The following is a 26,143-nucleotide window of genomic DNA, read 5'->3' as shown; positions in this document are numbered from 1 at the left end:
GGTTCTTACTCGGTCACGTAGATGTAGTCATAGTTGACCGGGATCGACACCGGATCGACGAACAGGCTGTCATCCCCGCTGATACGCTCGGACTTCATGGTGTAACGCTGCTCGTTGAAGACCGGCACCCAGGGCGCCTGCTCCATCACGGACATGTACACGTCCGACCACATCTGAAGCCGCTCCGGCGCGCTCGGATCGAGCATGCTGTCGGCTTCGGTGGCCGCCGCGTCAATTTCCGGGTCACAGAACTTGGCCCAGTTCCAGCCGCCTTCCTCCGCACCGGCACAGCCCAGAATGGGACCGAAGAAGTTGGAGGGATCGGGAAAATCCGCAATCCAGGCCATGCCACCGGACCAGATCATCGGCGCGGTGCCCGCACCACCGGCCTCAATCACATTGGCCTGGGCCAGCGACTGGATCGCCGCATCCACACCAATCGCCGCCAGATCCTGCTGGATCGCCTGGGCAATCCGCGGGTTCGGGTCGGTGTTCATGACGTAAAGCTCGGTCTCAAATCCGTCCGGGAACCCGGCCTCGGCGAGCAGTGCCTTCGCGCCCTCAACGTCATAGGGATAGCCGTCATAGCCTTCGGTATAGCCCGGCATGGACGGCGGCAGGGGCTGGTTCGCGGGCACCGCACGACCGTTGATGATCTGGGTGATGCGCTCCTTGTTGATCGCCATGTTGATGGCCTTGCGCACATCCACATTGTCGAGCGGCGGAATGGTCACGTTGAGCGTGATGTAACCGGTCTGAAGCTGACCGCCCTCAACCACGCGCGCGGCCTGCTCCGGGTCCGCCATCACCTCCTGGAACTTCGCGGGCGGAATGCCGTCACCGGGCACGTCCACCTCACCGTTCTGCAACCGCAGCAAAGCCACAATCGGCTCCTGGCCCACCTCAAAGGTCACGCTGTCGAGATAGGGCAGCCCATCGCGCCAGTAGTCCCCGTTCTTCGCGAACACCAGACGCTGACCAATCGTCCACTCGTCGAGTTTGAACGCACCGGTACCCACCGGCATCTTGCCGAAATCACCGTCCGCGGCATCCACCGCCTCCTGCGGCACGATCGAGGCAAAGTTCAGCGCCATCACATGCAGGAAGGTCGCATCCGGCCGCGAGAGTTTGATCTCCACCGTCTGCGGATCAATCACGCTCACACCGCTCAGCGTCTCCGCCTCGCCCGAGGCCATCGCGTCATAGCCCTCAATCGCACCAAAGAAGCCCGCACCAGGCGACTGCGTCACCGGATTGGTCACGCGGTCGAGCGAGTACTTCACGTCCTCCGCGGTCATCTCACGCCCGTTATGGAACTTCACGCCCTCACGCAGGGTGAAGGTAAAGGTCATGCCGTCCTCGGACACCTCATAGCTCTCGGCGAGCCCGGGGCGCAGGTCGGTCGTGCCCGGCGCATAATCCATCAGCCCGTCAAAGAGCGACTTGATCATGGACCAGTTCTGCCAGTCATAGCCAATCGCCGGATCGAGCGTGGCCACATCATCCTTGTAAGTGATGGTGATGTTGCCACCCGGCGTGGCGTTCGGGTCCAGTGTCTCCTGAGCCGCGGCGGGCAGGGCCAGCGCGGCCACGAGGGCGGTCGTTGCAAGCAGCTTTTTCATTTTTCCTACTTTCTCTCCTGTTGAAACCTATCGAATGCGAATTCTTGGATCGACCAGCGGTGTGATCAGATCAGCGAGCAGATTGCCCAGCACGATGGCGCAGGCGGATACCAGCGTGACGCCCATGATGATCGGAATGTCGACACGCTGGATGGCCTGCCAGGCCAGCTGACCAATGCCCGGCCAGCCGAACACGCCCTCCACCACCACGATGCCACCCATGAAGATCCCGATATCGATCCCGATCATGGCAATGATCGGCAGGATCGCGTTGGGCATGGCATGGCGCAGGATCACCCGCCCCCGCGTCAGCCCCTTGGCCCGCGCCGTCCGCACAAAATCGGAGCGCAGCACCTCAACCATGCTCGAACGCATCATCCGCGCATACCAGCCCGACCCCAGCACCCCGAGCGTCATCGCCGGCAGAACCAGATGCGCCGCCGTGCCGTAGCCCCCAATCGGAAACCACCCCAGCTTGACCGCAAACACGTAGAGAAGCAGCAGCGCCACCACGAACTGCGGTGCGGAAACCGTCACGAACGACGTCATCATCAGCGAGTTGTCAATCGACCGCCCACGCCACAGCGCCGCAATCACACCCATGGTCAGACCAATGCACAGCTCCGCGAAAATCCCCGCCGCCATCAGCAGGAGAGACGCCGGCAGACGCGCCGCAATCAGCGTCGCCACATCCGTCTTCTGCAGGTAACTCCGGCCCATATCTCCCTGGAACAGCCCGGCCATGTAACGCCAGTACTGCACCAGAAACGGCTGATCGAGGCCCAGCTGCTCGCGGATGTTCGCCACCGTCTGCGGCGTGGCCGAACGCCCCGCGATCTGTCGCACCGGATCGGCGGGCAGCACATAGAGCAGGAAGAACGTGATGAACGACACGCCCAGCAAAATCAGCATCGCCTGCACCAGGCGCCGTACCGCATAGCCCGCCATCAGTTCGACCCCCGCAAGGTCGGGTCCAGCACGTCGCGCAGCGCATCCCCCACCAGGTTAAACGCCAGCGCCAGCACGACAATCGCGGCACCCGGGAAGAACACCAGCCATGGCGCGGACTGAAAATAGGTCTGGTTCTCGAAGATAATGTTGCCCCAGCTCGGCGTCGGCGGCTGCACCCCAACCCCGAGATAGGACAGCGTCGCCTCCAGCAGAACAGTCGTCGAAATTCCCAGCGTGCCCCAGACCACAATCATCGGGATCAGATGCGGCAGGATATGCCTGAACACGATCCGCGTCGTCGACGCGCCCAGCGTGCGCTCGGCGGCAATGAAATCCCGCTCCGTCAGCGCCGTGGTCTCGGTATAGATCACCCGCGCCGTCTGCACCCAGTTCACCATCGCGATAACAAAGGCCACGATCCACAGAGACGGCTGAAAAATCGCCGCGAGGCAAATCGCCAGCAAAAGTGCGGGAAACGCCATCATCAGATCCGTGAACCGCATCAGCACGCTGCCAATCCAGCCCCGAAAAAACCCGGCCACCAGCCCGATCAGCGTCCCGATCACCAGGGCAATACCATTTGCGACCACACCAATTATCAAACTGGTACGCGCCCCATAGAGCAGCCGGCTGAGCAGATCCCGCCCCAGAAGGTCCGTCCCCAGCAGGAAATCACCCCCCGGCGGCAACGGCTCACCATAGAGCGACAGCCCCTCAAAATGCTGCTCAAACGGATCGTAGGGCGCAATCCACGGCGCCAGAATGGCCGAGCCCACCATCAGAACCACAATCGCCATGCCAAACAGCGCCAGCTTGCGACGGCGCAGCCGCGCCCAGACACCATCGGGCCGCCGCACCGCCGCCGGGGTCACCGCCACGTCACTCATTTTCTCTCACCTTTGGGCCGTACCATCCGCAGCGGTTTGCCCGCCAAAATCCGCGCGGCCGCCTCCTCCAGGCCCACCCGCGCATCCATCGCCTGACGGCGCAACTCGGCATAGGCCTCCTCTTCCGAGCCCATAACGTCGATGAGCTGCACCACCGCGCGCACCACCGTCTGCCGCTCACCCAGCCTGCGCCGCAGATCCGCCGCCTCGGAAACCAGCGAGCGCCGGGCCTCAAAGGAATGCCGCGCAATCAGAAGCGCACTGTAGACCCCGCCATCGCCCACGGGTTTGAGGATCTGCGCACTCGCCCCGGTGGACAGCGCCCACTCAACCCGGCCCGGCGCCTCCGACCCGATCAGCGCGATCATCGGCATGGGCGGCTGCCCCTTGGGCCAGGGAAACTGCTCGTCAAAGCCCATATCCGCGTCGAAAAACACGAAATCCGCCGCCAGCGCGTCCGCCTTCAACTCCGGCCAGCAGGTCTCAACATGCAGACCCACCGCCTGAAGCTGCCGCGTCAGGGCCGTCACAACCGCATGGGGCCGGTGCAAAATCACCGCCCGCGCCCCGCCAAGATCGGCTATGCGCACGCCCCGGCTCACCGGATCACCCTCAGTTTCGGCGTGGTCCCTTTCGGCCGCGGCTGCGTCAGATACGGATCACCGGGCAAAACCCCGCCATCCTCGATCACCCGAAACGTCCCCTCACGCACCTGCGCAATCAAAGCGGGCTGGTGGCAGTGATGGGTCTTCGCATCAATCCCGCTGCGCAGCCCGACCGGCGATTTCAGGAGCGCCGCGATATTCTGCGCGTCACTCTCCGGCGCATGTTCCAGAAGGTTTGCCAGCGCATGCACCGCCCGGCTCGCCGCCGCCTCGTGACTGCTGCCGAACGCGCCATTTCCGTCCCGGAAATACGGCCCTGCCGCCACCAGACCCTCGGCCGCCTCCGGCCCGATCTCGTCCAGTTCGCACTCCGTCAGATTGCACGACAGAACCGGGCAGCTCTCCGGCCGGAACCGCGCATCCTCCCGGCCCAGCTCCGCATAGGCCTGCAAAAACGCGTAGGAGGACGGACCGATCAGCGAATTGATGATGAAATCCGGCGCGGTCGCCCGTACCTCCTCGATCATCCGGTCAATATCCGTGGACCCGATGGGCAGATACCGCTCGCCCGGAACCTCACCGCCGCGCGCGTGCATCGTCTCCCGCGCCAGCCGGTTGATCTCCCAGCCCCAGATGTAATTGCTGCCCACCAGATACCCGCGCGGCCCGTAAGCCGGCATGCACCAGTCAAGCAGCGGCAAAAGATGCTGGTTGGGGCAGGAATGCAGGTAAACCACATGATCCGACGCCTCAAACCCCTCATAGGGCACCGCATACCACAGCGTCCCGTCGAATTTTTCCAGCGTCGGAATGACCTCCTTGCGGCTCCACGAGGTCACGCAGCCAATAATGTGATGCGCCTCCGTGTCCCGCAGAATTTCCTTACAGAGCGGCCCGTAGAGATCCACGTTCCCCCCCGGATCCCGCTCCACCGCCTCAAACGCAATCCGGCGGCCCGGATCGGCATTGATCTTCTCAATCGCCCCCAGGGCGCCGGTGCGGCAGGCGTCACTGATACGGGCGTAACTGCCACTTCGCGAATAGAGCAGACCAAGTGCAACGGTGCGTTTCAAGAGACCCCCAGAAACCAAAAAGCCCCGCCCCCACATCTGCCATGGGACAGGATGTCGGGTCGGGGCGCGAATGCCGATCGGCGTTGAGCCGGATGTGCATCCAGACTGTCGCCAGTTTTCTAATCGGTCAAGTCAGAGGGCGCTCAACGCCCCATATCAGTCAAAACCACCAAATTTGCCTCAAAAAAGTGCGGAAATTTTGCAGTCAGCCCAATTCCAGACCTGTTTGCAGACCATTTTTCACCCATTTTTCCCCGAATCGCCACCCGCCGGTCACACAGCGGCCGGTCGAATCGGGGCGCCCACTTGCTCCGGACCGCCGGTTCGCGCGAAAAACAAAGCGGAAACGGCACCGGTTTGGCGTCCAATTGACTAATGAAAAACTTGTGCCAGATTTACGCCAATGTACGACACCCCATCTGAAAACCTGCACGGCCTGCACCACGGAATGCCCCTTGATCAGGCCATGGACCTGGTCCGCGACGCCCTCGCTCCGGCGGGATTTAACGTGTTCACCTACGACTACTCACCCGTCCCGCTCAGCCATGACGGCGGCTTTATCCTTCCCACGGTCTTCGACATGCGCAACGCGCCCGACGACATGGAAGGTCTCTGGTGCTCGGAAGGCTATTACGGATGGGACCCTGTCATGGAAGCCTCCCGCCATGTCACCTGTCCCTTCACCTGGTCCCATCGCGGCCGCCAGAGCGCCATCATGGACAAAATAATGTCGAAGCGTCACCGCCCCGTGGTGGATTACCTCTGCGACACGGGCATGGACTGCGGCATCACCGTGCCCATCCCCAACCCGGACGGCGCGCTCGCGACCTTCACGGCCATCTGCCGCGATCCCATGGACAAGTCCGGGATTGACCGGCACCTCTCGTCTGTCGGCCATCTTGCTCATATGCTCCACGACGCGATTCATCCCGGCTTCAAACCCCATGAACTGCGCACCCCGCACGTGCAGCTGACCCCCCGCGAAACCCAGTGCCTGCGCCTCTGCGCCCACGGCATGACCACGAAGGAAATCGCCTGGGAGCTCAGCCGCTCCATCCCCACAGTGACCCTGCATCTCACCTCGGCCACGAAGAAACTCGGCGCGCGCAACCGCAACCACGCGGTCACCCTTGCCGCACACTACCGCCTGCTCAATCCGAACGCCTGAGATGTCCAGGAACCTATAAGTTTACCTGGGTATTTTTCCGATGAATTCCGTGCCTAAGCTTCCCCATTGCGAACAGGGGACACGAAACGCGATGAGCGGATTTGAAATGACCGAAGGGTTTTCAACCTGGCAGGAATACGAGACCTGGTACCGGATCAGCGGTTCACTCGACTCACCCAAACTCCCGCTTGTGGTCGCCCATGGCGGTCCCGGCTGCACCCACGACTATGTCGACAGCTTCAGGGACATCGCCAAAACCGGCCGTCCCGTGATCCACTACGACCAGATCGGCAATGGGAACTCCACCCGCCTGCCCGACCAGGGCGCGGATTTCTGGACCGTGGACCTTTTCCTGACTGAACTCGACGCGCTTTTGAAACACCTGGGCATAGAGGACCGCTACGCCTACCTTGGCCAAAGCTGGGGCGGCATGCTCGGCTCCGAACACGCCGTCCGCCAGCCAAGCGGACTTAAGGCGCTCGTCATAGCCAACTCCCCCTGCTCAATGCAGATCTGGCTGAAGGGCGCCGCCGAACTGCGCGCCGAACTCCCGGCGGACGTCCAGGCGACCCTCGACGAACACGAGGCCGCCGGCACAATCGACCACCCCGACTACCAGGCGGCGACGGAGGTGTTCTACGACCGCCATGTATGCCGCGTGAAACCCCGCCCGCCCGAGGTCCAGCGCACCTTCGACGCCATGGCCAGTGACCCGACAGTCTACCACACGATGAACGGCCCGACGGAGTTCCACGTCATCGGTACGTTAAAAAACTGGTCGATCATTGACCGTCTGCACAACATCACCGCACCGGCCCTCGCCTTCCGGGGCGAGTATGACGAGGCGACGACCGAATGCCTGCAACCCTTCTGGGACCGCATTCCCAACGTCACCCCACATGTCTTCCCGAATTCCAGCCACATGCCGCATGTGGAGGAACGCGCGGCCTGCATGGAACTCGTCGAGGAATTTCTCCAACGCTGCGAACGCGGCACCTGACAGCCACCAGCCGAAGAGCCCACATGCACCGATACCGTTTCATTCTCTACCGTCCGATACAGCTCATACCCGTGCTGTTTGGCATATCGGTGATCACCTTTGTTCTGGTCCGCCTCATACCCGGCGACCCGGCCCGCGTTCTGCTCGGCACCCGCGCCACGCCCACCGCGCTTGCCAACATACGCGCCCAGTACGGTCTCGATGAACCCATGTGGGTGCAGTACCTCTATTTTCTCAAAAACCTCGCCGATGGCGAGATGGGCCGCTCCACCCTCTACAAGGTCGACGTCCTTAACCTCATCGCCACCCGTATCGAGCCAACCCTCGCCCTGGTGGTGGTGAGCGTCATCATGTCGCTCATCATCGCCGTACCCTTCGCCGCCATGTCCGCCCGCCGCCAGGGCAAGCTTCCCGACCACGCCGTCCGCATCGTCTCCACCGCAGGAATCGGCTTCCCGCAGTTCTGGCTCGGCGTGATGCTGATCATTCTGTTTTCCGTAGAACTTGATTGGCTGCCCGTCTCCGGCTACGGCGAAACCTTCCAGGAAAAGATCACCCACCTCATCCTTCCCGGCCTCACCGTCGCCCTGTCCCTGTCCGCCGTCGTCACCCGCAGCCTGCGGGCGGGCATGATCGCCGGGCTTCAGTCCGACGTCGCCACCGCCGCACGCGCCCGCGGCATGCCCGATAACGTGGTCTTCTGGCGCCACGTTGTCCCCAACGCACTGGTCCCAACCATCAACCTGCTGGCCGTCAATATCGGTTGGCTGATCGGCGGCACTGTGGTCGTGGAAAGCGTCTTTGCCCTGCCCGGCATGGGCCAGCTTCTTGTGCGCGGTATTTTCACCCGCGACTACATGGTCGTTCAGGGCGTGGCCATGACCTTCGCGGTTGCCACGCTGCTCATCAACTTTGCGGCCGACATAATTACTGCCGCCGTCGATCCGAGGGTGAAGTTCTGATGACCGACATTCCCTCCCCCGAACCGCGTTCCATCCTCCGCCTGCGTCTGCCCGGCAAAAACACCGGCCTTGTCATAGGCTTCGGCATTATCGGCACGTTCCTCCTGCTCGCAATCCTGGCACCCTTTGTGGCCCCCTTCGACCCGGTTCACCAAAACCCCGACCTACGCCTGACGCCACCCTCCTGGGCGCATCCATTCGGCACCGACAATTTCGGCCGCGACGTGCTCTCCCGCGTCATCTGGGGCGCCCGCATCGACCTGCAGATCGCCCTGCTTGGCGTACTCTTCCCCTTCATCATTGGCACCATAGTCGGCACGGTCGCGGGTTTCTTCGGCGGCATCGTTGACACGATTTTCATGCGCATCATCGACATCGTGCTCGCCTTCCCGTTCCTCGTGCTGATGCTCTCCATCATCGCCATCCTTGGCCCCGGCCTGACGAGCTTCTACATCGCCATGGCCCTCGTGGGCTGGGTCAGCTATGCCCGCCTGATCCGCGCCCAGATCCTGGTTCTGAAAACAAAGGACTTTGCCGTCGCGGCCCAAAGCCTCGGCTTCTCCCGTACGCGCATCATGTTCCGCCACCTCCTGCCCAACGCCCTCGCGGGCTCCATCGTCTTCGCCATGTCCGACGTTGTTCTTGTCCTGCTCAACGGTGCCGCGATCAGCTATCTCGGCCTCGGCGTGCAGCCCCCAACCGCCGAATGGGGCATCATGGTCGCCGAGGGCCAGAGCTTCATCTCCCGGGCCTGGTGGATCCCCTTCTTTCCCGGCGTCTCCATTGTTGTTCTGGCCTTCGGGTTCTCACTGCTCGGCGACGCGCTCAGCGACATTTGGGGGCGCCTCGAATGACCCCGCTTCTGACTGTTCAAAACCTCTCCCTCACGTTTGACGCCCCGGACGGCCCGCGCCCTCTTCTGCGCGACGTCAGTCTCAACTTGGGCAAATCGGAAATCCTCGGCCTCGTCGGTGAGAGCGGCTCGGGCAAAAGCCTGCTCTGCCGCACCATCATCGGCCTGAAACCCTCGCCGAACATGCACATCACCGAGGGCGACATCCTTCTGGGCGACACCTCCATTCCTGACCTTCCGGAACGGGAAATGATCAACCTTCGCGGCCGTCGCATCGGTATGATCTTTCAGAACCCGACCAGCCACCTGAACCCGCTCATCCGCATCGGCGACCAGATCTGCGAGGGCCTGCGCCGCCACCGGGGTCTCTCCCAGGCCGACGCCACCAACGAAGCGATAAACCTGCTCGACCAGGTCGGCTTCCCCGACCCGCCCCGCAATTTCCGCAGCTACGCGCACGAGTTTTCCGGCGGCATGCGCCAACGCGCCATGATCGCCATTGCGCTGGCCTGCGACCCCGAAATCCTGATTGCGGACGAGCCAACAACCGCCCTCGACGTCACCATCCAGGCCCAGATCCTCGAACTGCTGGTGGAGCTGCGCCGCAAACGCGAGCTCTCAATCATCCTGATTACCCACGACCTTGGCGTCGTGGCCCAGACCTGCGACCGCATCGCCGTGATGCAGGAGGGTCGGATCGTCGAAACCGGCGAAAAACGGGCGCTTCTCTCGGCCCCGCAGCACCCCTACACCCAAAAAATGATCGCCTCGCACCCTTCCTTCGAGGCCAAAGCGGCAGGGACAAACGCACCCGCCACAATCCATCCGAAACCCGTCTACCAGATCAACGACCTTGAGGTCAGATTCCCCGGAACGGGCGGCTGGTTCCGCAAACGCGAGGATTTCCGCGCCCTCGCCGGTGTCAGTCTCGAAATCATGCCGGGTGAAACCGTCGGCATCGTCGGCGAAAGCGGCTCCGGCAAGAGCACTCTCGCCCGAACCATCATGGGCCTCACCCCAATCGCTTCCGGCGCGGTCAGCTATGACGGAGACCCCATCACGGCCACCAGCACCCTGACCCGCGTCCGCCGCGAGGTCGCGATGGTCTTCCAGGACCCCTACAACGCCCTGAACCCGCGCATGACCGTTGCTGAAACCCTGCGCGAGGTACTCCTGACCCAGGGCGAAACACCCAAATCCGGCATCGACGCCCGCTGCGGCGAACTGCTCGACATGGTCGGACTCGACCGCAGCTTCCTGAACCGCCGCCCCGGTAGCCTGTCGGGCGGCCAGTGCCAGCGCGTCGGCATCGCACGCGCCCTCGCGGTAAACCCAAAGGTCATCATCGCCGACGAATCCGTCGCCGCCCTCGACGTGACCATTCAGGCCCAGATCATCGACCTGTTCCGCGACCTCTCAAACCGCCTCGGCCTCACGCTCATCTTCATCGCCCACGACCTCGCCATCGTGCGCGACCTCTGCGCCCGCGTGGTCGTCATGCACCACGGCCGCATCGTGGAAACCGGCCCCACTTCGGAGGTCTTCGCAAACCCCGCACAGACCTACACCGCCGACCTGATCGCAGCCATTCCCAACATCGACCCCGACCGCCCGCTCGCGCGTGGACGGGGCCAGGAAATAAAAACCGCATAACCAATCAACAGGAGAGACCAGAACCATGATATCCCGATTTGCCCGCGTGGGCCTCGTTGCCCTCGCCGCCTCCACCGCCCTCGTCTCCATCGCCGAGGCCGCCGGCGTGCTGTCCATCGGCCGCCGCGAGGACAGCTCCACCTTTGACCCCATCAACACCGCCCAGAACATCGACTTCTGGGTCTTCATGAACGTCTATGACGTGCTCGTGCGCGTCGACAAATCCGGCGCCGAACTCGTGCCGGGCCTGGCCGAGAGCTGGGAGATTTCCGACGACGGCCTGACCTACACCTTCCACCTGCGCGACGCGAATTTCTCCGACGGCACGCCCATCACCTCCACCGACGCCATGTTCTCGCTCGAGCGCGTGCGCGACAGCGAGCTTTCGCTCTGGGCCGACGGCTACAAAATCATCTCGGACATGCAGACCCCCGATGACAAAACCCTCGTAATCACCCTGTCGGAACAGTCCGCGCCGTTCCTCTCCACCCTCGCCATGCCCGCCACCTCGGTGATCTCAAAGGCGGGCTTCGAGGAAATGGGCCAGGAGGCCTATGCCGAAAACCCCATCGCGTCGGGTGCCTTCATCGTGAAGGACTGGCTGCGCGGCGACCGCGTGATCCTTGAGAAAAACCCCGAATTCTGGGAAGCCGACCGCGTCAGCCTCGACGGAGTCGAATGGATCTCCATGCCCGACGACAACACCCGCATGCTGAGTGTTCAGGCCGGTGAACTCGACGCCGCCATTTTCGTGCCCTTCTCCCGCGTGGAGGAACTTCAGGCCGATGACAGCCTTACCGTCCATATCGAGCCCTCCACCCGCGAGGACCACCTCCTCCTCAACCACGAAAGCGAACCGCTCAACAACCTGGCCGTGCGTGAAGCCATCGACTATGCCATCGACAAACAGGCGATCGTCGATACCGTCACCTTCGGTCAGGGAACCGTCGCCAACAGCTACGTTCCCGCCGGTGCGCTCTACCACAGCGCCGACAACGGCGCCCGTCCCTTCGACCCTGAACTCGCCAAATCCACCCTGGCCGAAGCCGGGATCGAAGACATCAAACTGGACTACCTCGTGAACGCGGGCAACGAGGTCGACGAGCAGGTCGCGGTCCTCATCCAGCAGCAGCTGTCCAACGTGGGCATCGACGTCAATCTCGTGAAAATGGACCCCAGCCAGACGTGGGACATGCTGGTGGATGGCGAGTATGACCTCTCGATGATGTACTGGACCAACGACATCCTCGACCCGGACCAGAAAACCACCTTCGTGCTCGGTCATGATGTCAACATGAACTACATGACCCGCTACCAGAACGACACGGTAGCCCAGCTCGTCGCCGACGCGCGCCTGGAACTGGATCCGACCAAACGCGAGGCCATGTACCACGAGATCCAGGCACTGGCCAAAGCCGACGCTCACTGGATCGACCTCTTCTACAGCCCCTTCATCAACGTGAGCCGTGCGGGCGTGGAAAACTTCGACCAGAACCCCCTCGGCCGTTTCTTCCTCGAGGACACCGTCATTACGGAGTAATCCGCACGACAGCGTGAAAAGCAAAATCCGGGCGGGGCTTCAGGCTCCGCCCGTTTTCGTCCGGTCGACAGTCCGTTCGAGCACCCCCCGCCCTACCCTTTCACCCTGTACCGGTCCGCCTCCTCGAACACGTCGATGGCGCGGGTTCCGGCGCGGATGGTGGCGCCGTGTTCGACGCCGGCCGGGATGTCGTAGCTGTCACCGGCCCGGTAGGTTTTGGTCTGACCCCCGATGGTCAGCTCAATCTCACCCTCGATCACGGTACCCCATTGGGCGCCGTGGGAATGCGGGGGGAGCACCATATCCTTGAGGAACGTGAAAAACGCCACGAGCCCGTCATCGGACCGCACAACCGCCGTCTGCACCACGTCATCGGGGAACGGCACGTCTATTTCTGGAAACGCTCTGATAAAATCCGGATAGGGCATGTCTGGGCTCCTCGCCTGTGAAAACCGACCACGGGCGGCAGCCTGCCCCGATTGGGGGTTTGGTGCAACGTTTCCGCTCGTCAGGTGAGGGCATCGCAAACCGCGGGCGAAGCGGAGCGCCGCCCATTGGGGGCGGTTGGTGCTGCCCGGCGTCACCGCCGGGCGGGACATCTGACAGGTTACCGCGACCCCTCACCCCTCCCGCACATACCCGATCCCCCGCGCCAGCCAGCAGCCAAGCTCGAACCCGGCCACCGCGCCCGCCCCGTCGCGCCGCACCCGCAGGGTCCAGTCTCCCGGTGCCGGGGCATCCATCGACCGCCGCGTCGCGACAATCCACACATCCGGCCCCGCGGGATGCACGCGCTCCATGATGCCAGTGCCCAAAATCCCCTCGAAGCGGCAGTACACCCCACCGTCCCGCGACTCGATCTCCACCGCGCCGCCCGTCTCCTCCGAGACGTAGCGCCCGGCCAGGTCACCGCCATCCGCGTCAGACAGCACCTCCAGCGGGTCGAGCACCACCTCCAGGTTCTCCCCCGCCCGGCGCATCCGCAGGGCATCGCCCTCCCGCGCCACGGTCACCTCGCCCCCCTTCAGGCCATCGCCCTCCACATGCAGCACGTCCGGAAAGGTGCTGAACCGCAGTGTCGCGTCCGTCCCCGCCGTCGACATCCGCGCCAGAAGCCCGGTCCCGCGACAGATCCACTGCCCGTCCCAGCCCTCCGGCACCGGGGCGTGTTTCGGCGCCTCGATATCCAGCGCCGCATGGAGCAGACCGAACGCCGCGCCGAACATGTTGGCCTCATGGTTGAAAATCACCACGATCGACAGCCGCTCCCGCGCGAGATTGAACCGCACCGAGCGGAACCCGCGCAGAGCACCCGCATGGCCCGTGGCCTTCAGACCCGCAATCTCCATATGCGCCAGGCCATAGCCATAGGTTGCGGCGCTGCCGTCACGGAACGTCGGCCGTGCCGACATGCGCCGGTAAAGCCCGTCGGGCGCGTCCCGCGTCGCGTCAATCCAGGCCTCATAGGCCAGCATGTCGTCGAGCGAGGCCGAAATCCCCGCATCCCCGCGCCAGTAAATGCCGTTATCCGCCGGGAAAAACCCGGTCGCGTCACAGCCCTCATACCCCACGACCCCATCGGCGGGCTGGCGCGTATCGGGGGTCAGCTCCGCGGTTTTCATGCCCGCCGGATCCCAGATCACCTCCCGGTAGAGCTCTTCAAGGCTCCGCCCGGTCTCCGCTTCGATCAGCTCCGCAAGGATCCGGAAATTGCCGTTGTTGTAGGAATAGCCCGTGCCCGGCGGAAAATGCCCCGTCCGGATCGTGCCGAGCAGAGGCAGGGCATCACCCCGCCCAAAGGTCTGCTCCGCCCGGCCGCCCTGCAACACGCTCAGCGCCCAGTAATCGCGCAGCCCCGACTGGTTATGGGCAAGCTCCGTGACCCGCGGCGCTTCGGTTTCCAGCGCCGGCAGATACCGCGCCACACGGTCATTCAACCGGTCCGCATCACCGATTTGATCGAGCAGAACGCCGCAGGTGAACTGCTTGGAAATCGAACAGATCGGCAGCCGCGTCGCCCGTGTCATCGGCTCCGCAGTGCCAAGGTTTTTGTACCCCCAGGCCCGCGACGCAACCACCCGGCCCTCATGGACCACACCCGCAACACCCCCCGGCCCGGGATACTGGTTCGCCAGAGCGTCCAAAGCCGCGTTCAGTTTGTTTTCATTCATTTTTGTCACCGGAAGGCACCCCTGTCAGTCCACGCGTTGGCACCACTTTAAGCCCCTCCCCGGCGAATGAAACCACTGATTTCGCGCCCGCAAAACACGTGAGGCACGAGGCGCCGGGAGAGCCGCGCGACACCCCCAATTTTGATCCGCTCTCCCTGTTACCCTGTATATCCCACATTGCCCGCCCGGCACCGACAGGGAACAACCGCCCCGCGGACACGTTGGACCACTCCCGGGAAAGTTGGGTGACATCGCGCCCCCGATTGTCCACTCATTGGAAACCGCGATCAGACATGAGCCCGCCCATGCTTCTCGAAGTCGAAAACCTCGAAAAATCCTATGACGGCCCCTCCGGCCCGGTGCGCGTCCTGCACGGCACGGGCCTGAGGCTCGACGCGGGCGAAACCCTGGCGCTGACCGGCGAATCCGGTTCCGGCAAGAGCACGCTGCTGCATCTTGTGGGCGGGCTCGACACGGCGGATGGCGGCACCATCCGTCTCGACGGTAGGGATGTCACCCGCATGGGCGACCGCCCCCGCGCCGCCCTGCGACGCACCACGGTCGGAGTGATCTTCCAGCAGTTCAACCTGATCCCCTCGCTCACCGTCGCGGACAACATCACCTTTCACGCCCGTCTCTCCGGCCCGCCCGACCCCGACCGCGTTGCCCGCCTGACCGAAGCCCTGGGCCTCGACGACCACCTGCACAAATATCCCGAAAACCTCTCCGGCGGGCAGCAGCAGCGCGCCGCCATCGCCCGCACCCTCGCGGCCCGGCCAAAACTCGTGCTGGCCGATGAGCCCACGGGCAACCTTGACGAGGCCACCGCCAAAACAGTGCTCGACGAGATGCTCGACCTCGTCGCGGAAACCGGCGCGGCCCTGCTGATGGTCACCCATTCCGACACGCTCGCCGCCCGCATGTCCCGGCGGCTCCACCTCAGCCAGGGCCGCCTCGCATGATCCGCGCAGGCCTCCAGGCCCTTTTCTCCCACTGGCGCCGCAACCCGCTTCAGCTCTTCACCCTCGTCGCGGGCCTGGCACTCGCCACCGCGCTGTGGTCCGGCGTCCAGGCTGTCAATTCCGAAGCGCGCGCCAGCTATGATGCCGCCGCCGCCACCCTGGGCGAGGGCCGCTACGACCAGCTCCTGCCCCGCGCCGGCACTTCCCTGCCGGAAAGCCGCTTCATCGACCTCCGCCGCGCCGGATGGCAGGTCGGCCCGGTGCTGGAGGGCGAACTTGAAAACGGCATCCGCATCATCGGCCTCGACCCGCTCACCGCACCCGGCGGCATGGGACCGGTCACCGCCACCGACGACGTCACCCTGCCGGAGATCCTCGCGGGCGGACTGATCTTCGCCACCCCGGAAACGGCCGACCGCCTGCCCCCCGACCCCGGATACCGCGTCATCACCGACCCCGCCATAGCGCCCGGCACTGCGCTGACCGACATCGCCACCGCCCAGGACCTGCTCAATGAACCGGGCCGCATCACCCGCCTGATCGTCTCGGACAGCCAGCCGCTCAACCGCCCGCCCCTCGCGGAGATCGCCCCCGACCTCATCCGCCAGCCCGCCCAGGCCGGCAGCGACCTCTCGCGCCTCACCGACAGTTTCCACCTCAACCTCACCGCCTTTGGGCTGCTCGGCTTCGCCGTTGGCATCTTTATCGTCCACGGCGCCACCGGCCTCGCCTTCGAACAGCGCCGGGGCATGATCCGCACCCTCCGCGCCCTCGGCATGCCCCTGACCACCCTCATCGCCCTGACCGTCACCGAGCTTCTGATCATCGCGCTTGTCGCTGGCCTCACCGGCACCGCGCTTGGCTGGCTGGTGGCGGCGGGCCTCCTGCCCGATGTCTCCGCCACCCTGGAAGGCCTCTATGGCGCGCGCATCGCCCAGGGCCTCAGCCTGCGCCCCGAATGGTGGCTCTCCGGCCTTGCCATCGCCATTGGCGGCACCGCCATCGCGGCCTCCGGCGCGCTCTACGGCATCGCCCGCATGCCCATCCTCGCGGGCAGCCGCGCCCGCACCGCGATGACCACACGCGGTCTGCGCGGACTGGCCATCGCCTCCACGATCCTGCTTACCGCAGCCCTCCTGCTCGCCCTGTTCGGCACCGGCCTCGCCGCCGGGTTCGCGCTGCTCGGCTGTATGCTGATCGGCGCGGCGCTCGCCCTGCCCCTGATCCTGCGCGCGGTCCTGACACTGGCCGAAAGCCGCGCCCCCACCGCCCTGCGCCAGTGGTTCTGGGCCGACACCCGCGCGCAGCTTTCGGGCCTCAGCCTCGCGCTCATGGCGCTCCTGCTCGCGATGGCCGCCAATGTCGGCGTCTCCACCATGGTCTCAAGCTTCCGCGCCACCTTCACCGGTTTCCTCGACCAGCGCCTCGCCGCCGACCTCTACATCGTGGCCGAGGATGGCGGCGCGCTGGAGGCATTTCTCGCCCCCCGCGACGTGCTGATCCGCCCGGTCATGGACACCGACACGAGGCTCGCGGGCCTGCCCGCCGAGCTGGGCGGCGCCCGGGTCAGCCCGATCTACACCGACAACTGGGAATTCCTCAGCGAAACCCCCGACCTATGGCCCCGCGTCGAAACCGGTGAGGCCGTCATCATCAACGAACAGCTCTCCCGCCGCGCCGGTCTCGCCCCCGGCGACACCCTCGCCATCACCCCCGACCTGACCCTGCCCATCGCCGGCGTCTTTGGCGATTACGGTAACCCGGTGGGCCAGGCCATCATCGGCGAGGATCTGTTCCGGCAGCTTCACCCCGACATCCAGCCCACCCGCTTCGGTCTCGGCACGGAGGACCCGGCCGCCCTGCGCGAAGCGCTGATCACTGAGTTCGGTCTCGCGCCCGCCGCCATCACCAACCAGGCCGGGGTCAAGGCGCTCTCCATGAGCATATTTGAGCGCACTTTCACGGTCACTGGCGCGCTCAACGTGCTGACCCTGGCCGTGGCCGGGTTCGCGATCCTGATGAGCCTGCTGACGCTTGCCACCATGCGCCTGCCCCACCTGGCGCCGGTCTGGGCGCTTGGCCTGACGCGACGACAGCTTGGCCGCCTGGAACTGGCCCGCGCCGTGATCCTTGCGGCCCTCACCGCGCTCTGCGCCCTGCCGCTGGGTCTCGCACTCGCATGGGTGCTGCTCGCGATCATCAATGTGGAGGCATTCGGCTGGAAACTCCCCATGTTCCTCTTCCCGCTCGACTATGCCCGCCTCGGGCTTCTGGCCCTGGCCGCCGCCGCGCTTGCCGCGCTCTGGCCTGCCATCCGCCTGTCCCGCACACCCCCTGCCGACCTGCTCAAGGTGTTCGCCAATGAGAGATAGACCCCGCTCAACCCTCCCGCCCGGCGGCAACGCCCGGCAGCGCCGACCTCCCCCATGGGAGGCGCTCTCGCGCCCCCCGAGGTCCGCACTCCCCTCTCCAATCGGGCCCACCCGCCGCAGCTTCCTCACAACCCTCGCGGCCACCACCCTCCCCCTCCCCGCCCTCGCTCAGGGCTTTGCCGGTATGGCCTCCGATGCCGAGGGCTTCACGCTACCCGCGCCAAACCCAACCTTCACCTTCCCCCAGGACCACGGCCCGCACCCGGATTTCCGCATCGAGTGGTGGTACATCACCGCCAACATGACCGCCCCCGACGGCACACCGCTCGGCCTGCAATGGACCCTGTTCCGCTCCGCTCTCGCGCCAACCGACGGCACCGGCTGGAACACCCCCCAGATCTGGTTCGCCCATGCCGCCGTCACCACGGCCGACATCCACCGCACCGCCGAGCGTTTCGCCCGTGGCGGCATCGGACAGGCGGGCGTCACACCCGACCCCTTCAACGCCTGGATCGATGAGTGGCACCTCTCCGGCCCTGATTTCGACAATCTGCGCCTCGCCGCCAACGGCACCGACTTTGCCTATGACGTGGCTCTCACCGCCACGTCCCCGCTCGTGTTCCATGGCGAAGGCGGCTACTCTGTCAAATCCGAACAGGGCCAGGCCAGCTACTACTACGCACAGCCCTCCTACGACCTCATCGGGACCGTCACCCTGCCCTCCGGCACCATCGAGGTCACGGGCCACGCCTGGCTCGATCGCGAATGGTCCTCGCAGCCCCTGGCCGAAAACCAGTCCGGCTGGGACTGGTTTTCACTCACCTTCGACTCCGGCGAAAAACTGATGGGCTACGTGCTGCGCCACACCGATGGCGACCCGTGGTCGGTCGGCACCTGGATCGCTCCCGACGGCACGGCTACCCCTCTGGAAAACGGTGAGTTTCTGGCCACCCCGCTCACCACCAGCGACGTGGGCGGACGGGAGATTCCAACCGAATGGCGCGTCGAAACGCCCCGATACGGCGTCGACCTGACCGTCGCGGCGCTGAACCCCCAGGCCTGGATGGACATGTCCGTCTCCTACTGGGAAGGCCCCGTCACGGTCCAGGGCAGTCATTCCGGCGTTGGATACCTCGAAATGACCGGCTATGACTAGCGGCGGTTGGCCTTACGTGCCGACGCCAAAACCGCCGTCCCGAAAGCGCCATATTTACGTCCAATAATTCAGCGCTTCATCTGGTATTTCATAACCACCCGGGCAATATCGACCAGCATGTCCTCCAGGTCATCCCGGGCGATATTGGCCTTGCGGATATTGACCGAGAACCCGCCCTCATTGGGTTTGGTCATCATCGGGATGCCCCGCACGTCATAGCTCTGCGGCGCGTCCCCGGTCAGCGCCGGCGGCAGCAGAGGCTTCAGCCGCTTGCCGCGCTTCAGCTTCGGCAGGATCGAGCGGTAATACCGTTTCGGTGCCTTCGCGATATCGACCTGATCGAGGATCTCATTGCGAAACTCCAGGCACCCCAGACCCAGTGACACATCCCCCTGCGGGATGCCCAGCCGGTCCGCGATCTCCATCTGGGTCAGGTCCTTCATCCCCTTGGCCAGCGCCCCAATGGAAATCAGTTCCTCAAACCCGTTGAGGTCCTTGCGCATGGTGTTTTCAAGGAAGCGTTCCTCCAGATCCGCCTGGATCGCATCGCCCTCCTCGGTCGACACAATCGCCAAAACCTTCCGCCCCAGTTCCCGGCAGGCCTCCAGACGTCGCCGCCCGGACTGAATATTGAATTTATCATTTGATACCAACGGGTTAGCCTGATCCGGCTCCCAATCCTTGCTTTTGGGCCTCACCCGGATCGGCTGGGTTTGTCCGCGGCGTTTAATATTGGCCACCAAATGGGCAAAAGACTCATCCTCCCGCCAGTCGGTCATGCGGTCACTGCCCACACTGTCCTCGATCTGGTCAGGGTCGAGTTCAATCGCCACGGTCCCGTTCAGGATGCCCCGGTGCAGCGAGTCATTGGCGTCCTCGATGCGCTGGCGCAGCATGTTCATGGCCGACCCGGCCCACATGCCCCCCATGCCCTGCCGCGGTTCCCGCGCCTCCTCGACCGTTTCCTCCTCTTCCGGAATGGTCGCATCCAGCTTGCGTTTACGTGCCATCAGCCCCAGCGCTCCTCAATGAATTTCGCGGCAAATTCCCGTGGTGGCAGATCCGGCCAGATCCTCTGCACCAGAGCGTCGTTCACCGCATTTGCATTCGCCATGAATGCCCGCGCCGACACCCGTCTCGACGACGGCGGCAGGTATTCATAGATGCTCTTGTATTCCTCCGCGGCATTGGCGATCGCATCCGACCGCCCGTACCACACCTGCAAAACCTCCCGCGGCGCCTTGCGGTAGAGCTCCACGATCTGGTCGGTATCCTGGGTGTTCTGCTCCTGCACGATGGTCGGCAGAACCATGTGCTCACCCGCACCGATTTCGATGTCCGCCTCGAACCCCATGATGAACTCCAGGTACTCCCCGATATTCGACACATAGGTGGCCAGCGTCGCCAGGTCGAACCCCTTCATGGTCTGTGGGATCACCACACTGTCCGCCGCGATCAGTCCATTCAGCTGCATCAGCGTCAGCGACGGCTGCTGGTCAATCACGATCACGTCCAGCGTCTCATTCAACGCCGTCTCATAGGCCTCATGGTCGAACCGGCCATTATCTCCGCGGAGATTTTCCACCGCTGTCTTCGGCCCGTTGAACTCATCCCATTTCGCTATGGTGTCCTTCAACACGCGATAGACCGGCACATGGGACCTCTGCGACATGAAGAACAGGCTGATATCGCCGTTCTGAATATTGGCCCCGCCGGGTATCAGCTTGATCCCAGGCCAGGGCGTCGGATGCCAGACAGCGTCCAGGTCCTGCGGCGTCCGCTCGGTCAGGTCGTCGGCCCCAGGCGTGTCGACCCCCATAAAATCCGCCAGCGTCGGCGTGTCCGGCTGGAACAGCGGCAGCGACTGGTCCGCGAAATAGAGGCTCACGGTGGCCTGTGGGTCCGCGTCGATGACACCCACACGAAGGCCGTAATGGAGGTTCACGTACTGGGCGAAATGGGCGGCACTCAGCGACTTGCCCGTGCCACCTTTCTGCGCACCGAAGGTCACGACCTTCACCGGTTGACCCTTCCTGCGCCAGTGGAGATAGGGGCGTTTGGCGGCCGGATTTGACCCGATCAGGGCCCGGATCAGCATGATCTCGGACGGCGAAAACGTGCGCTCGCGCCCGCGTTTTTCACCGTCGGGGAAGGCCGGTTCCTCGTTGGATATGCGGGTCAGATAGGTCGTATCGACACCCAAAAGGCTCGCGACCTCGACCATGGAGAAGCGCCGCGCGACGCGGGTTCGCAGGGTCAGATCCCTTTGCAGGCGGGTATTTACCGCGCCCATCACCCGGCTCATGTTGCGGATGAACTGCTCAAATTGCCCGTATGCCATAAATTATATCCGCGGATATAATCGGTCACGCGACCGCGTTTTCCGATTGATTTTTGTTGAAAGACACACAAACCGACATGGGCGGATTGCGCAAGGATTTTTGTGCCATCTCCCAGCGTTTGAGGTGCTGGACCAGCAGTTTTCTCTTCTGGGCGGTGGTGGTGATCCCGGTCTTTTTGACCAGTCGGGTGAACTGGTCAATGTCGGGACAGCGGCGCCAGTGGGGCTCCCAATGGTGGCTGATGCGGCTCAGAAGGTGTGCCAGTTCGATGGGATCGAGGGTCAGATCGCGGAGGTATTGCGCCTGTTTTTGCAGTTTGGCGGCGTCGGTTTCCACGTTTTTTGAGCGCCAGAACGAGGTGAGTTTTTGAATTATATCCGCGGATATAATTTGAATCGGTCCGGGATCCGAAGTCGCGGAACGGGATTGATTTAGAAGGTCGGGCTCCGGATTTCGGGCGCAGGCGGGGTAGGGCGCCCCGCGGAAAACATTGGCCCAGCGAACAAGAAGATTATCAAAATCCTGCCGCGCAGGCGGCGTACTGTGGTTTTTATTGATCTGATTTTTATCCTCTTTTAAGCGTTCAACAGGCTGAATGCGGCGTTCGGGTTTCTGAACGGTCCGTCCGGTGAGGGAAGCCCGCCATTCCTTCCAGAAGGTCACCTGGTATTTGAGGCGGTAGTTGTAGCCGTTCGCGGTTTTCTGTTCCTCGGTAGTGAGCAGATCCGTGTCCCTAAGTTCACGGATATAACCGGAGATGGAAGCGCGGGACCGGCCCATACGGTCGCTGAGCTGGGCCAGGGAGGGCCAGCACTGACCCTCGGTATTTGCCATGCGGCAAAGCTCGGCCAAAAGGCGGAAGGCGCCGGGGGAAAGATCGATTTCAAGGATTTCGACGGGCAGGGCAATAAAGCCCTTTTTGCGGTCAAAAGAGGGGTGCCTGGACATATTTTCCTCGTTCCCGCGCAGCAAACACTTGCGGGTTTTATGTCGTGGCGCTATTCTGAAGGTGTGAAAGACGAACAGCCCACGGGTTATCGTTAGACAAAACCGGGTGGTTGCAGCCATCCGGTTTTGTTGTTTTCAGCCTACATGAAACCCTCCAAACCGGTGGCCGGAAGGTGCATGTCAGCGGGCGGCGCGGGGCGCCGGAATTGAATTTCGGTACGCAAACTGCGCATTTGGAGTGTCCGCCTGATTAACGGCCTTGGGCCGCTTATTCTTGGTATTTCGCCATATATAGCCCGAAAAGCCATGACTATGGCAACATATTCTTTGTTTTGGAACGGCACCTGTCAATATCAATCTTTAAGTAACTGAAATCTAACGCTTTATCGGAAATCAGGGGCGGCGCATGGCCGCAAGGCCTTTGGGTCGGCATCTGGCGATTCCCGATTTGGGGGAATCGCGGCGGTTGTGTGGGGGCGGTTCGGGGGCGAATCCCCCAGCGCTCAAATAACGAATGGATCGAAAAGCTTAACGCCCGTGGGCCGGAAATCGGCGGTGTTGCCGGTGACCACAGTGGCGTCGTGGGCCAGTGCCGTGGCGGCAATCATCAGGTCGGCGCCGGGGTGTCCGATCTCGGCCGAGAGCCGCCCCCAGATCCGGGCGTCGGGGGAGGCGAAGGGCAGGATGCGGTCGGCGAACAGGGTCTCGGTGCGGTTGAGCCAGTCGCGCAGGTCGCGGGCGAAATCGGGGTTGGCGCGGTCCTGCTGGCGGATGCCGCGTTCGATCTCGCCCAGGGTTATGACGCTGAGAAAGAGGGTGCTCTCGGGCTGGGCCGTGAGCCAGTTGGCGACCGCGACGGCCCGTTCCGGGCGGCGCACGGCGGAGATGACATTGGTGTCGAGGATGAACATGCCGCGACTAGAATTCCACGTCGCGGGGGCGGGCTTCGGCCCGTTCGATGGCGTCACCGGGGAAGGCCAGGATATGGTCGGCAAAGCGCCCGCGATGGCCCCCGGCCTCGGCCAGAAGGCGGTCATATTCGGCCGCCGACACGATCACCACGGCGGGCTTTCCCCGGCGGGTGACCTCCTGCGGCTGGCCGGCCATGGCGGCGTCGACCAGACTGCTGAAGCGGTTTTTGGCGTCCTGTAATGTCCACATGGGATTGGTCTCCTGTAACTGGCTAGATAGCTGGCTAGATGCGATTTGTCAAGGTTGCGTGGATGGCGTGTCGTGCCGTAAAGCCGGGAGAGGCGAGGGGCGGGGCCGGGTAATTCCTGGCCCATGGGCGGGTCATTTGTGCCCCGCAACAGGGGGAGGGCCCGAAAAGAGCCCGTGAAATCAGTCCCGCATCCGGCGCGAAACCTGGCACGGAACCTGCACTGTAATTTCCTGACAGTTCCGGACGGGACCTCCCGTGCCGCCGCTCCTGGAGGGAAGGAAACATGCCACAGCAGCTTGGCGCCCCTGGCGTCTATATCGAGGAAGTTCCCAGCGGACGCCGGACCATCCGGTCGGTCGCGACGAGTATCGGCGCCTTTGTCGATTTCTTTCGCGAGGGTCCGATGAACACGCCGGTCCGTATCTTTGGGACCGGCGACTTTGAACGGGTGTTCGGCGGCTATGACAGCCGGTCGGAGGCGAGTTTCGCCATACCCCAGTTTTTCCTCAACGGGGGCACCGAGGCCTGGGTGATCCGCGTCGCGGCCGGGTCCCCGGACGAGGCGGAGGACGTCATCCAGGATGAGGCCACGGTCAATGTCCTGACCGTGCGGGCCGCCAATCCCGGCCTTTGGGGCAACAACCTGCGGGTCGATATCGACCATGACGTGGTGGATGGGGATGCCACCGATCTGCGCTTCAACCTGCGGGTGTCGCGCCATGCGGGGACCGACGGCAATGCGCCGGTGCTGTTGAGCGAGTCCTTCCTCGACCTGTCGCTGGATGAGGACAGTCCGAGATTTGTGGAGACCATCGTCAATGACGGGTCGCTGCTTGTTCAGGTTGAGGTCGAGGACGGCGTTGACGGGTCAACGCGTCCGGCGGCGAACGGGACCACGGGTGCGGCGCTGGATCTCGATGAGACGGCGTTCAATACGCTGGGCGGTGGTCAGACCCTCGATCTGTCGGTCGATGGGGTGACCGCGACCGCGACGCTGACCTGGGATGCGGGGGCCGTGCTTACGCTTGGTCAGCTGCGCGGCAGGGTGGAGGCGGCGATCCGGGCCGCCGATCCTGGCAATCCCACCTATGCGGCGGCGCGGGTGACGCTTGCCAATTCGCGGCTGCGGCTTCTGACCGGGCGCAGCGGGGCGGCCTATGATCCCGACCATACCATGACGGTGACCGGCGGTACGGCCGAGGGCACCCTGGGTCTGGCGGCGGCGACGGCGTTTGCGGCGGCACAGCAGTATCAGCTGACCGGGGGTGTGAGTGGCGATCCGCCGGAGGCGGCGGAGTTGATCGGGTCCTCGGCGCTGGAGCCGCCCACGGGCATGTTCGCGCTCGACAATGTGGATCTCTTTAACACGCTGATGATCCCGCGGGCGGCGGAGCTGTCGGATACGGACAGGAATGCGGTCTATTCGAACGCGATTGCCTACTGTGAGGATCGCCGGGCGATGGTGATTGTCGATCTGCCGCCGCTGACCAACACGCTCGCGGACATGACCGACCTGATGGCCGATCTGGAGCAGGCCGGGTTCCGGTCGGAAAACGCGGCGATCTACTACCCGAGGGTGCGCATTCCCGATCCGACCAATGATTTCCGGCTGCGGACCGTGGGCGCGTCGGGCACGCTTGGCGGTGTGTGGGCGCGGACGGATACGGCGCGGGGTGTCTGGAAGGCGCCGGCGGGTATCGAGACGGGTTTGCAGGGTGTCAGTGAGCTGGCGGCCCAGGTCAATGACGGGCAGAACGGCGTGCTCAATCCGCTTGGCATCAACGTGCTGCGCACCTTTCCGGTCTACGGGACGATTTGTTGGGGCGCGCGGACCCTGGTGGGCGCGGATGCGCTGGCCTCGGAATGGGCCTATGTGCCGGTGCGGCGGACGGCGCTGATGCTGGAGGAGAGCCTGTTTCGCGGGACGCAGTGGGTGGTGTTCGAGCCCAATGACGAGCCGACCTGGGCCACGATCCGGATGAATATCGGCGCGTTCATGAACGGGCTGTTTCAGCAGGGGGCGTTCCAGGGGTCCAGTCCGAAGGACGCCTATTACGTCAAATGCGACAGTGAGACCACGACCCAGAACCATATCGACCAGGGCATCGTGAACATCGAGGTCGGTTTCGCCCCTCTGAAACCGGCGGAATTTGTTGTGATCCGGTTCCGGCAGATCGTCGGACAGGTCGAGGTATAGGAGGCCCCGTCATGCCAAACGGATTTACCGTCAACGTACACCGTTACGACCCGTACAAGAACTTCCGCTTTCAGGTGTCGCTCGATGGGCGGGTGGTCATGGGCGTGTCCAAGGTGGGGGCGCTGAAACGCAGCACCGAGGTCGTCAACTACCGCTCGGGGGGTGGCAACACCTATGACGTGAAGTCGCCGGGGCGGACCAGTTACGAGGCGATCACCATGGAGCGGGGACTGACCCATGATCCGGATTTTGAGGAATGGGCGTCGAGCGTGCATCCCCATGACGGGTCGTCCAATGCCCTGCTGGCGCAGTACAAGAAGGATTTCGTTCTGAACCTGCTCAATCTTCAGGGGCAGGTGGCGAAGAGCTATTTCCTCATGCGCTGCTGGGTGTCGGATTACACGGCGATGCCCGATCTGGATGGCGGGCAGAACGGGGTGGCGATCGAGTCCATCACGCTGCAGCCTGAACGCTGGGAGCGCGATCTGTCCGTTACCGAGCCTTCGGAAGGGTAGGCCG

General features: G+C 63.8%; 23 protein-coding genes and 1 pseudogene. 11 read left to right on the top strand and 13 right to left on the bottom strand.

Annotated features, from left to right (window positions below; all coding sequences use genetic code 11):
* Positions 1-5 precede the first annotated feature (5 nt).
* Genes ACP15P_RS18100 through ACP15P_RS18080 form a run of 5 tightly spaced genes read right to left on the bottom strand, consistent with a single transcriptional unit; the run spans position 6 to position 5,138 of the window.
* Positions 6-1,622, bottom strand: coding sequence for an ABC transporter substrate-binding protein (locus ACP15P_RS18100; RefSeq protein WP_424929879.1), 1,617 nt, complete (start codon positions 1,620-1,622; stop codon positions 6-8).
* Positions 1,623-1,649: 27 nt separating this feature from the next.
* Positions 1,650-2,570, bottom strand: a complete 921-nt coding sequence (locus tag ACP15P_RS18095; protein WP_424929878.1) for an ABC transporter permease — start codon at positions 2,568-2,570, stop codon at positions 1,650-1,652.
* On the bottom strand, positions 2,570-3,460 hold the full coding sequence (locus tag ACP15P_RS18090; RefSeq protein ID WP_424929877.1) for an ABC transporter permease: 891 nt from the start codon (positions 3,458-3,460) through the stop codon (positions 2,570-2,572). The genes ACP15P_RS18095 and ACP15P_RS18090 overlap by 1 nt, the downstream gene beginning before the upstream one ends.
* Entirely contained in the window at positions 3,457-4,062 is a 606-nt protein-coding gene (locus ACP15P_RS18085; RefSeq protein ID WP_424929876.1) for an ANTAR domain-containing response regulator, read from the bottom strand. The genes ACP15P_RS18090 and ACP15P_RS18085 overlap by 4 nt, the downstream gene beginning before the upstream one ends.
* Positions 4,059-5,138 carry a transporter substrate-binding protein gene (locus tag ACP15P_RS18080; RefSeq protein ID WP_424929875.1) on the bottom strand — a complete coding sequence of 360 codons (1,080 nt, stop codon included), beginning with the start codon at positions 5,136-5,138 and terminating at the stop codon, positions 4,059-4,061. Before ACP15P_RS18080 ends, ACP15P_RS18085 begins: the two co-directional genes overlap by 4 nt.
* Before the next feature lie 403 nt (positions 5,139-5,541).
* Here ACP15P_RS18080 and ACP15P_RS18075 point away from each other — a divergent pair, with 403 nt between their 5' ends.
* The 6 genes from ACP15P_RS18075 to ACP15P_RS18050 all read left to right on the top strand — a co-directional run bounded on the left by ACP15P_RS18075 (position 5,542) and on the right by ACP15P_RS18050 (position 12,314).
* A complete protein-coding gene (locus ACP15P_RS18075) occupies positions 5,542-6,306 on the top strand; it encodes a helix-turn-helix transcriptional regulator (RefSeq protein ID WP_424929874.1) in 765 nt (254 codons plus the stop codon).
* A 91-nt stretch (positions 6,307-6,397) separates the two neighbouring features.
* On the top strand, positions 6,398-7,306 hold the full coding sequence (locus ACP15P_RS18070) for a proline iminopeptidase-family hydrolase (protein ID WP_424929873.1): 909 nt from the start codon (positions 6,398-6,400) through the stop codon (positions 7,304-7,306).
* Between the two features lie 23 nt (positions 7,307-7,329).
* A complete protein-coding gene (locus tag ACP15P_RS18065; RefSeq protein WP_424929872.1) occupies positions 7,330-8,268 on the top strand; it encodes an ABC transporter permease in 939 nt (312 codons plus the stop codon).
* Positions 8,268-9,122 carry an ABC transporter permease gene (locus tag ACP15P_RS18060; RefSeq protein ID WP_424929871.1) on the top strand — a complete coding sequence of 285 codons (855 nt, stop codon included), beginning with the start codon at positions 8,268-8,270 and terminating at the stop codon, positions 9,120-9,122. Before ACP15P_RS18065 ends, ACP15P_RS18060 begins: the two co-directional genes overlap by 1 nt.
* Positions 9,119-10,774 (top strand): dipeptide ABC transporter ATP-binding protein, encoded by a 1,656-nt coding sequence (locus tag ACP15P_RS18055; RefSeq protein ID WP_424929870.1) that lies wholly within the window; start codon positions 9,119-9,121, stop codon positions 10,772-10,774. The genes ACP15P_RS18060 and ACP15P_RS18055 overlap by 4 nt, the downstream gene beginning before the upstream one ends.
* A gap of 25 nt (positions 10,775-10,799) precedes the next feature.
* Positions 10,800-12,314 (top strand): ABC transporter substrate-binding protein, encoded by a 1,515-nt coding sequence (locus ACP15P_RS18050; RefSeq protein ID WP_424929869.1) that lies wholly within the window; start codon positions 10,800-10,802, stop codon positions 12,312-12,314.
* 92 nt (positions 12,315-12,406) lie between these two features.
* On the opposite strand, the gene ACP15P_RS18045 is transcribed toward ACP15P_RS18050, so the two are convergent.
* A complete protein-coding gene (locus tag ACP15P_RS18045) occupies positions 12,407-12,742 on the bottom strand; it encodes a cupin domain-containing protein (RefSeq protein ID WP_424929868.1) in 336 nt (111 codons plus the stop codon).
* A 192-nt stretch (positions 12,743-12,934) separates the two neighbouring features.
* On the bottom strand, positions 12,935-14,485 hold the full coding sequence (locus tag ACP15P_RS18040; RefSeq protein WP_424929867.1) for a D-aminopeptidase: 1,551 nt from the start codon (positions 14,483-14,485) through the stop codon (positions 12,935-12,937).
* 305 nt (positions 14,486-14,790) lie between these two features.
* Between ACP15P_RS18040 and ACP15P_RS18035 the strand changes: the two genes are divergently transcribed.
* Genes ACP15P_RS18035 through ACP15P_RS18025 form a run of 3 tightly spaced genes read left to right on the top strand, consistent with a single transcriptional unit; the run spans position 14,791 to position 18,975 of the window.
* Positions 14,791-15,447 carry an ABC transporter ATP-binding protein gene (locus ACP15P_RS18035; RefSeq protein WP_424929866.1) on the top strand — a complete coding sequence of 219 codons (657 nt, stop codon included), beginning with the start codon at positions 14,791-14,793 and terminating at the stop codon, positions 15,445-15,447.
* A complete protein-coding gene (locus tag ACP15P_RS18030) occupies positions 15,444-17,819 on the top strand; it encodes an ABC transporter permease (protein WP_424929864.1) in 2,376 nt (791 codons plus the stop codon). The genes ACP15P_RS18035 and ACP15P_RS18030 overlap by 4 nt, the downstream gene beginning before the upstream one ends.
* Positions 17,809-18,975: a lipocalin-like domain-containing protein gene (locus ACP15P_RS18025; RefSeq protein WP_424929863.1), complete on the top strand. Its 1,167-nt coding sequence runs from the start codon at positions 17,809-17,811 to the stop codon at positions 18,973-18,975. Before ACP15P_RS18030 ends, ACP15P_RS18025 begins: the two co-directional genes overlap by 11 nt.
* Before the next feature lie 68 nt (positions 18,976-19,043).
* On the opposite strand, the gene ACP15P_RS18020 is transcribed toward ACP15P_RS18025, so the two are convergent.
* From ACP15P_RS18020 to ACP15P_RS17995, 6 genes and pseudogenes are all read right to left on the bottom strand, one after another.
* Positions 19,044-19,985, bottom strand: coding sequence for a ParB/RepB/Spo0J family partition protein (locus ACP15P_RS18020; RefSeq protein ID WP_424929862.1), 942 nt, complete (start codon positions 19,983-19,985; stop codon positions 19,044-19,046).
* Positions 19,985-21,316: an AAA family ATPase gene (locus ACP15P_RS18015; RefSeq protein ID WP_424929861.1), complete on the bottom strand. Its 1,332-nt coding sequence runs from the start codon at positions 21,314-21,316 to the stop codon at positions 19,985-19,987. The genes ACP15P_RS18020 and ACP15P_RS18015 overlap by 1 nt, the downstream gene beginning before the upstream one ends.
* A 25-nt stretch (positions 21,317-21,341) precedes the next feature.
* Complete coding sequence (locus ACP15P_RS18010) at positions 21,342-21,980, bottom strand: hypothetical protein (protein ID WP_424929903.1); 639 nt, start codon at positions 21,978-21,980, stop codon at positions 21,342-21,344.
* Between the two features lie 66 nt (positions 21,981-22,046).
* A pseudogene (locus ACP15P_RS18005) lies at positions 22,047-22,265 on the bottom strand (helix-turn-helix domain-containing protein); the annotation flags it as partial.
* A gap of 503 nt (positions 22,266-22,768) precedes the next feature.
* Positions 22,769-23,176: a type II toxin-antitoxin system VapC family toxin gene (locus tag ACP15P_RS18000; protein WP_424929860.1), complete on the bottom strand. Its 408-nt coding sequence runs from the start codon at positions 23,174-23,176 to the stop codon at positions 22,769-22,771.
* Between the two features lie 7 nt (positions 23,177-23,183).
* Positions 23,184-23,426 carry a type II toxin-antitoxin system Phd/YefM family antitoxin gene (locus tag ACP15P_RS17995; protein WP_424929859.1) on the bottom strand — a complete coding sequence of 81 codons (243 nt, stop codon included), beginning with the start codon at positions 23,424-23,426 and terminating at the stop codon, positions 23,184-23,186.
* 284 nt (positions 23,427-23,710) lie between these two features.
* Between ACP15P_RS17995 and ACP15P_RS17990 the strand changes: the two genes are divergently transcribed.
* On the top strand, positions 23,711-25,624 hold the full coding sequence (locus tag ACP15P_RS17990) for a phage tail sheath C-terminal domain-containing protein (RefSeq protein ID WP_424929858.1): 1,914 nt from the start codon (positions 23,711-23,713) through the stop codon (positions 25,622-25,624).
* An 11-nt stretch (positions 25,625-25,635) separates the two neighbouring features.
* Positions 25,636-26,139 (top strand): phage tail protein, encoded by a 504-nt coding sequence (locus ACP15P_RS17985; RefSeq protein ID WP_424929857.1) that lies wholly within the window; start codon positions 25,636-25,638, stop codon positions 26,137-26,139.
* Positions 26,140-26,143 lie beyond the last annotated feature (4 nt).

It is taken from the genome of Amaricoccus tamworthensis (genome assembly GCF_049800875.1).
Classification (GTDB): domain Bacteria; phylum Pseudomonadota; class Alphaproteobacteria; order Rhodobacterales; family Rhodobacteraceae; genus Amaricoccus; species Amaricoccus tamworthensis.
The sequence above is the reverse complement of the archived record's forward strand: the minus strand, read 5'-3'. Positions and strand labels throughout refer to the sequence as shown.

Excerpts from the sequence above, each read along its gene's own strand:
- ACP15P_RS18100 (WP_424929879.1), bottom strand. The coding sequence starts at position 1,622 with ATGAAAAAGCTGCTTGCAACGACCGCCCTCGTGGCCGCGCTGGCCCTG.
- ACP15P_RS18095 (WP_424929878.1), bottom strand. The coding sequence starts at position 2,570 with ATGGCGGGCTATGCGGTACGGCGCCTGGTGCAGGCGATGCTGATTTTG.
- ACP15P_RS18090 (WP_424929877.1), bottom strand. The coding sequence starts at position 3,460 with ATGAGTGACGTGGCGGTGACCCCGGCGGCGGTGCGGCGGCCCGATGGT.
- ACP15P_RS18075 (WP_424929874.1), top strand. The coding sequence starts at position 5,542 with ATGTACGACACCCCATCTGAAAACCTGCACGGCCTGCACCACGGAATG.
- ACP15P_RS18070 (WP_424929873.1), top strand. The coding sequence starts at position 6,398 with ATGAGCGGATTTGAAATGACCGAAGGGTTTTCAACCTGGCAGGAATAC.
- ACP15P_RS18065 (WP_424929872.1), top strand. The coding sequence starts at position 7,330 with ATGCACCGATACCGTTTCATTCTCTACCGTCCGATACAGCTCATACCC.
- ACP15P_RS18060 (WP_424929871.1), top strand. The coding sequence starts at position 8,268 with ATGACCGACATTCCCTCCCCCGAACCGCGTTCCATCCTCCGCCTGCGT.
- ACP15P_RS18055 (WP_424929870.1), top strand. The coding sequence starts at position 9,119 with ATGACCCCGCTTCTGACTGTTCAAAACCTCTCCCTCACGTTTGACGCC.
- ACP15P_RS18050 (WP_424929869.1), top strand. The coding sequence starts at position 10,800 with ATGATATCCCGATTTGCCCGCGTGGGCCTCGTTGCCCTCGCCGCCTCC.
- ACP15P_RS18045 (WP_424929868.1), bottom strand. The coding sequence starts at position 12,742 with ATGCCCTATCCGGATTTTATCAGAGCGTTTCCAGAAATAGACGTGCCG.
- ACP15P_RS18040 (WP_424929867.1), bottom strand. The coding sequence starts at position 14,485 with ATGAATGAAAACAAACTGAACGCGGCTTTGGACGCTCTGGCGAACCAG.
- ACP15P_RS18035 (WP_424929866.1), top strand. The coding sequence starts at position 14,791 with ATGCTTCTCGAAGTCGAAAACCTCGAAAAATCCTATGACGGCCCCTCC.
- ACP15P_RS18030 (WP_424929864.1), top strand. The coding sequence starts at position 15,444 with ATGATCCGCGCAGGCCTCCAGGCCCTTTTCTCCCACTGGCGCCGCAAC.
- ACP15P_RS18025 (WP_424929863.1), top strand. The coding sequence starts at position 17,809 with ATGAGAGATAGACCCCGCTCAACCCTCCCGCCCGGCGGCAACGCCCGG.
- ACP15P_RS18020 (WP_424929862.1), bottom strand. The coding sequence starts at position 19,985 with ATGGCACGTAAACGCAAGCTGGATGCGACCATTCCGGAAGAGGAGGAA.
- ACP15P_RS18015 (WP_424929861.1), bottom strand. The coding sequence starts at position 21,316 with ATGGCATACGGGCAATTTGAGCAGTTCATCCGCAACATGAGCCGGGTG.
- ACP15P_RS18000 (WP_424929860.1), bottom strand. The coding sequence starts at position 23,176 with ATGTTCATCCTCGACACCAATGTCATCTCCGCCGTGCGCCGCCCGGAA.
- ACP15P_RS17995 (WP_424929859.1), bottom strand. The coding sequence starts at position 23,426 with ATGTGGACATTACAGGACGCCAAAAACCGCTTCAGCAGTCTGGTCGAC.
- ACP15P_RS17990 (WP_424929858.1), top strand. The coding sequence starts at position 23,711 with ATGCCACAGCAGCTTGGCGCCCCTGGCGTCTATATCGAGGAAGTTCCC.
- ACP15P_RS17985 (WP_424929857.1), top strand. The coding sequence starts at position 25,636 with ATGCCAAACGGATTTACCGTCAACGTACACCGTTACGACCCGTACAAG.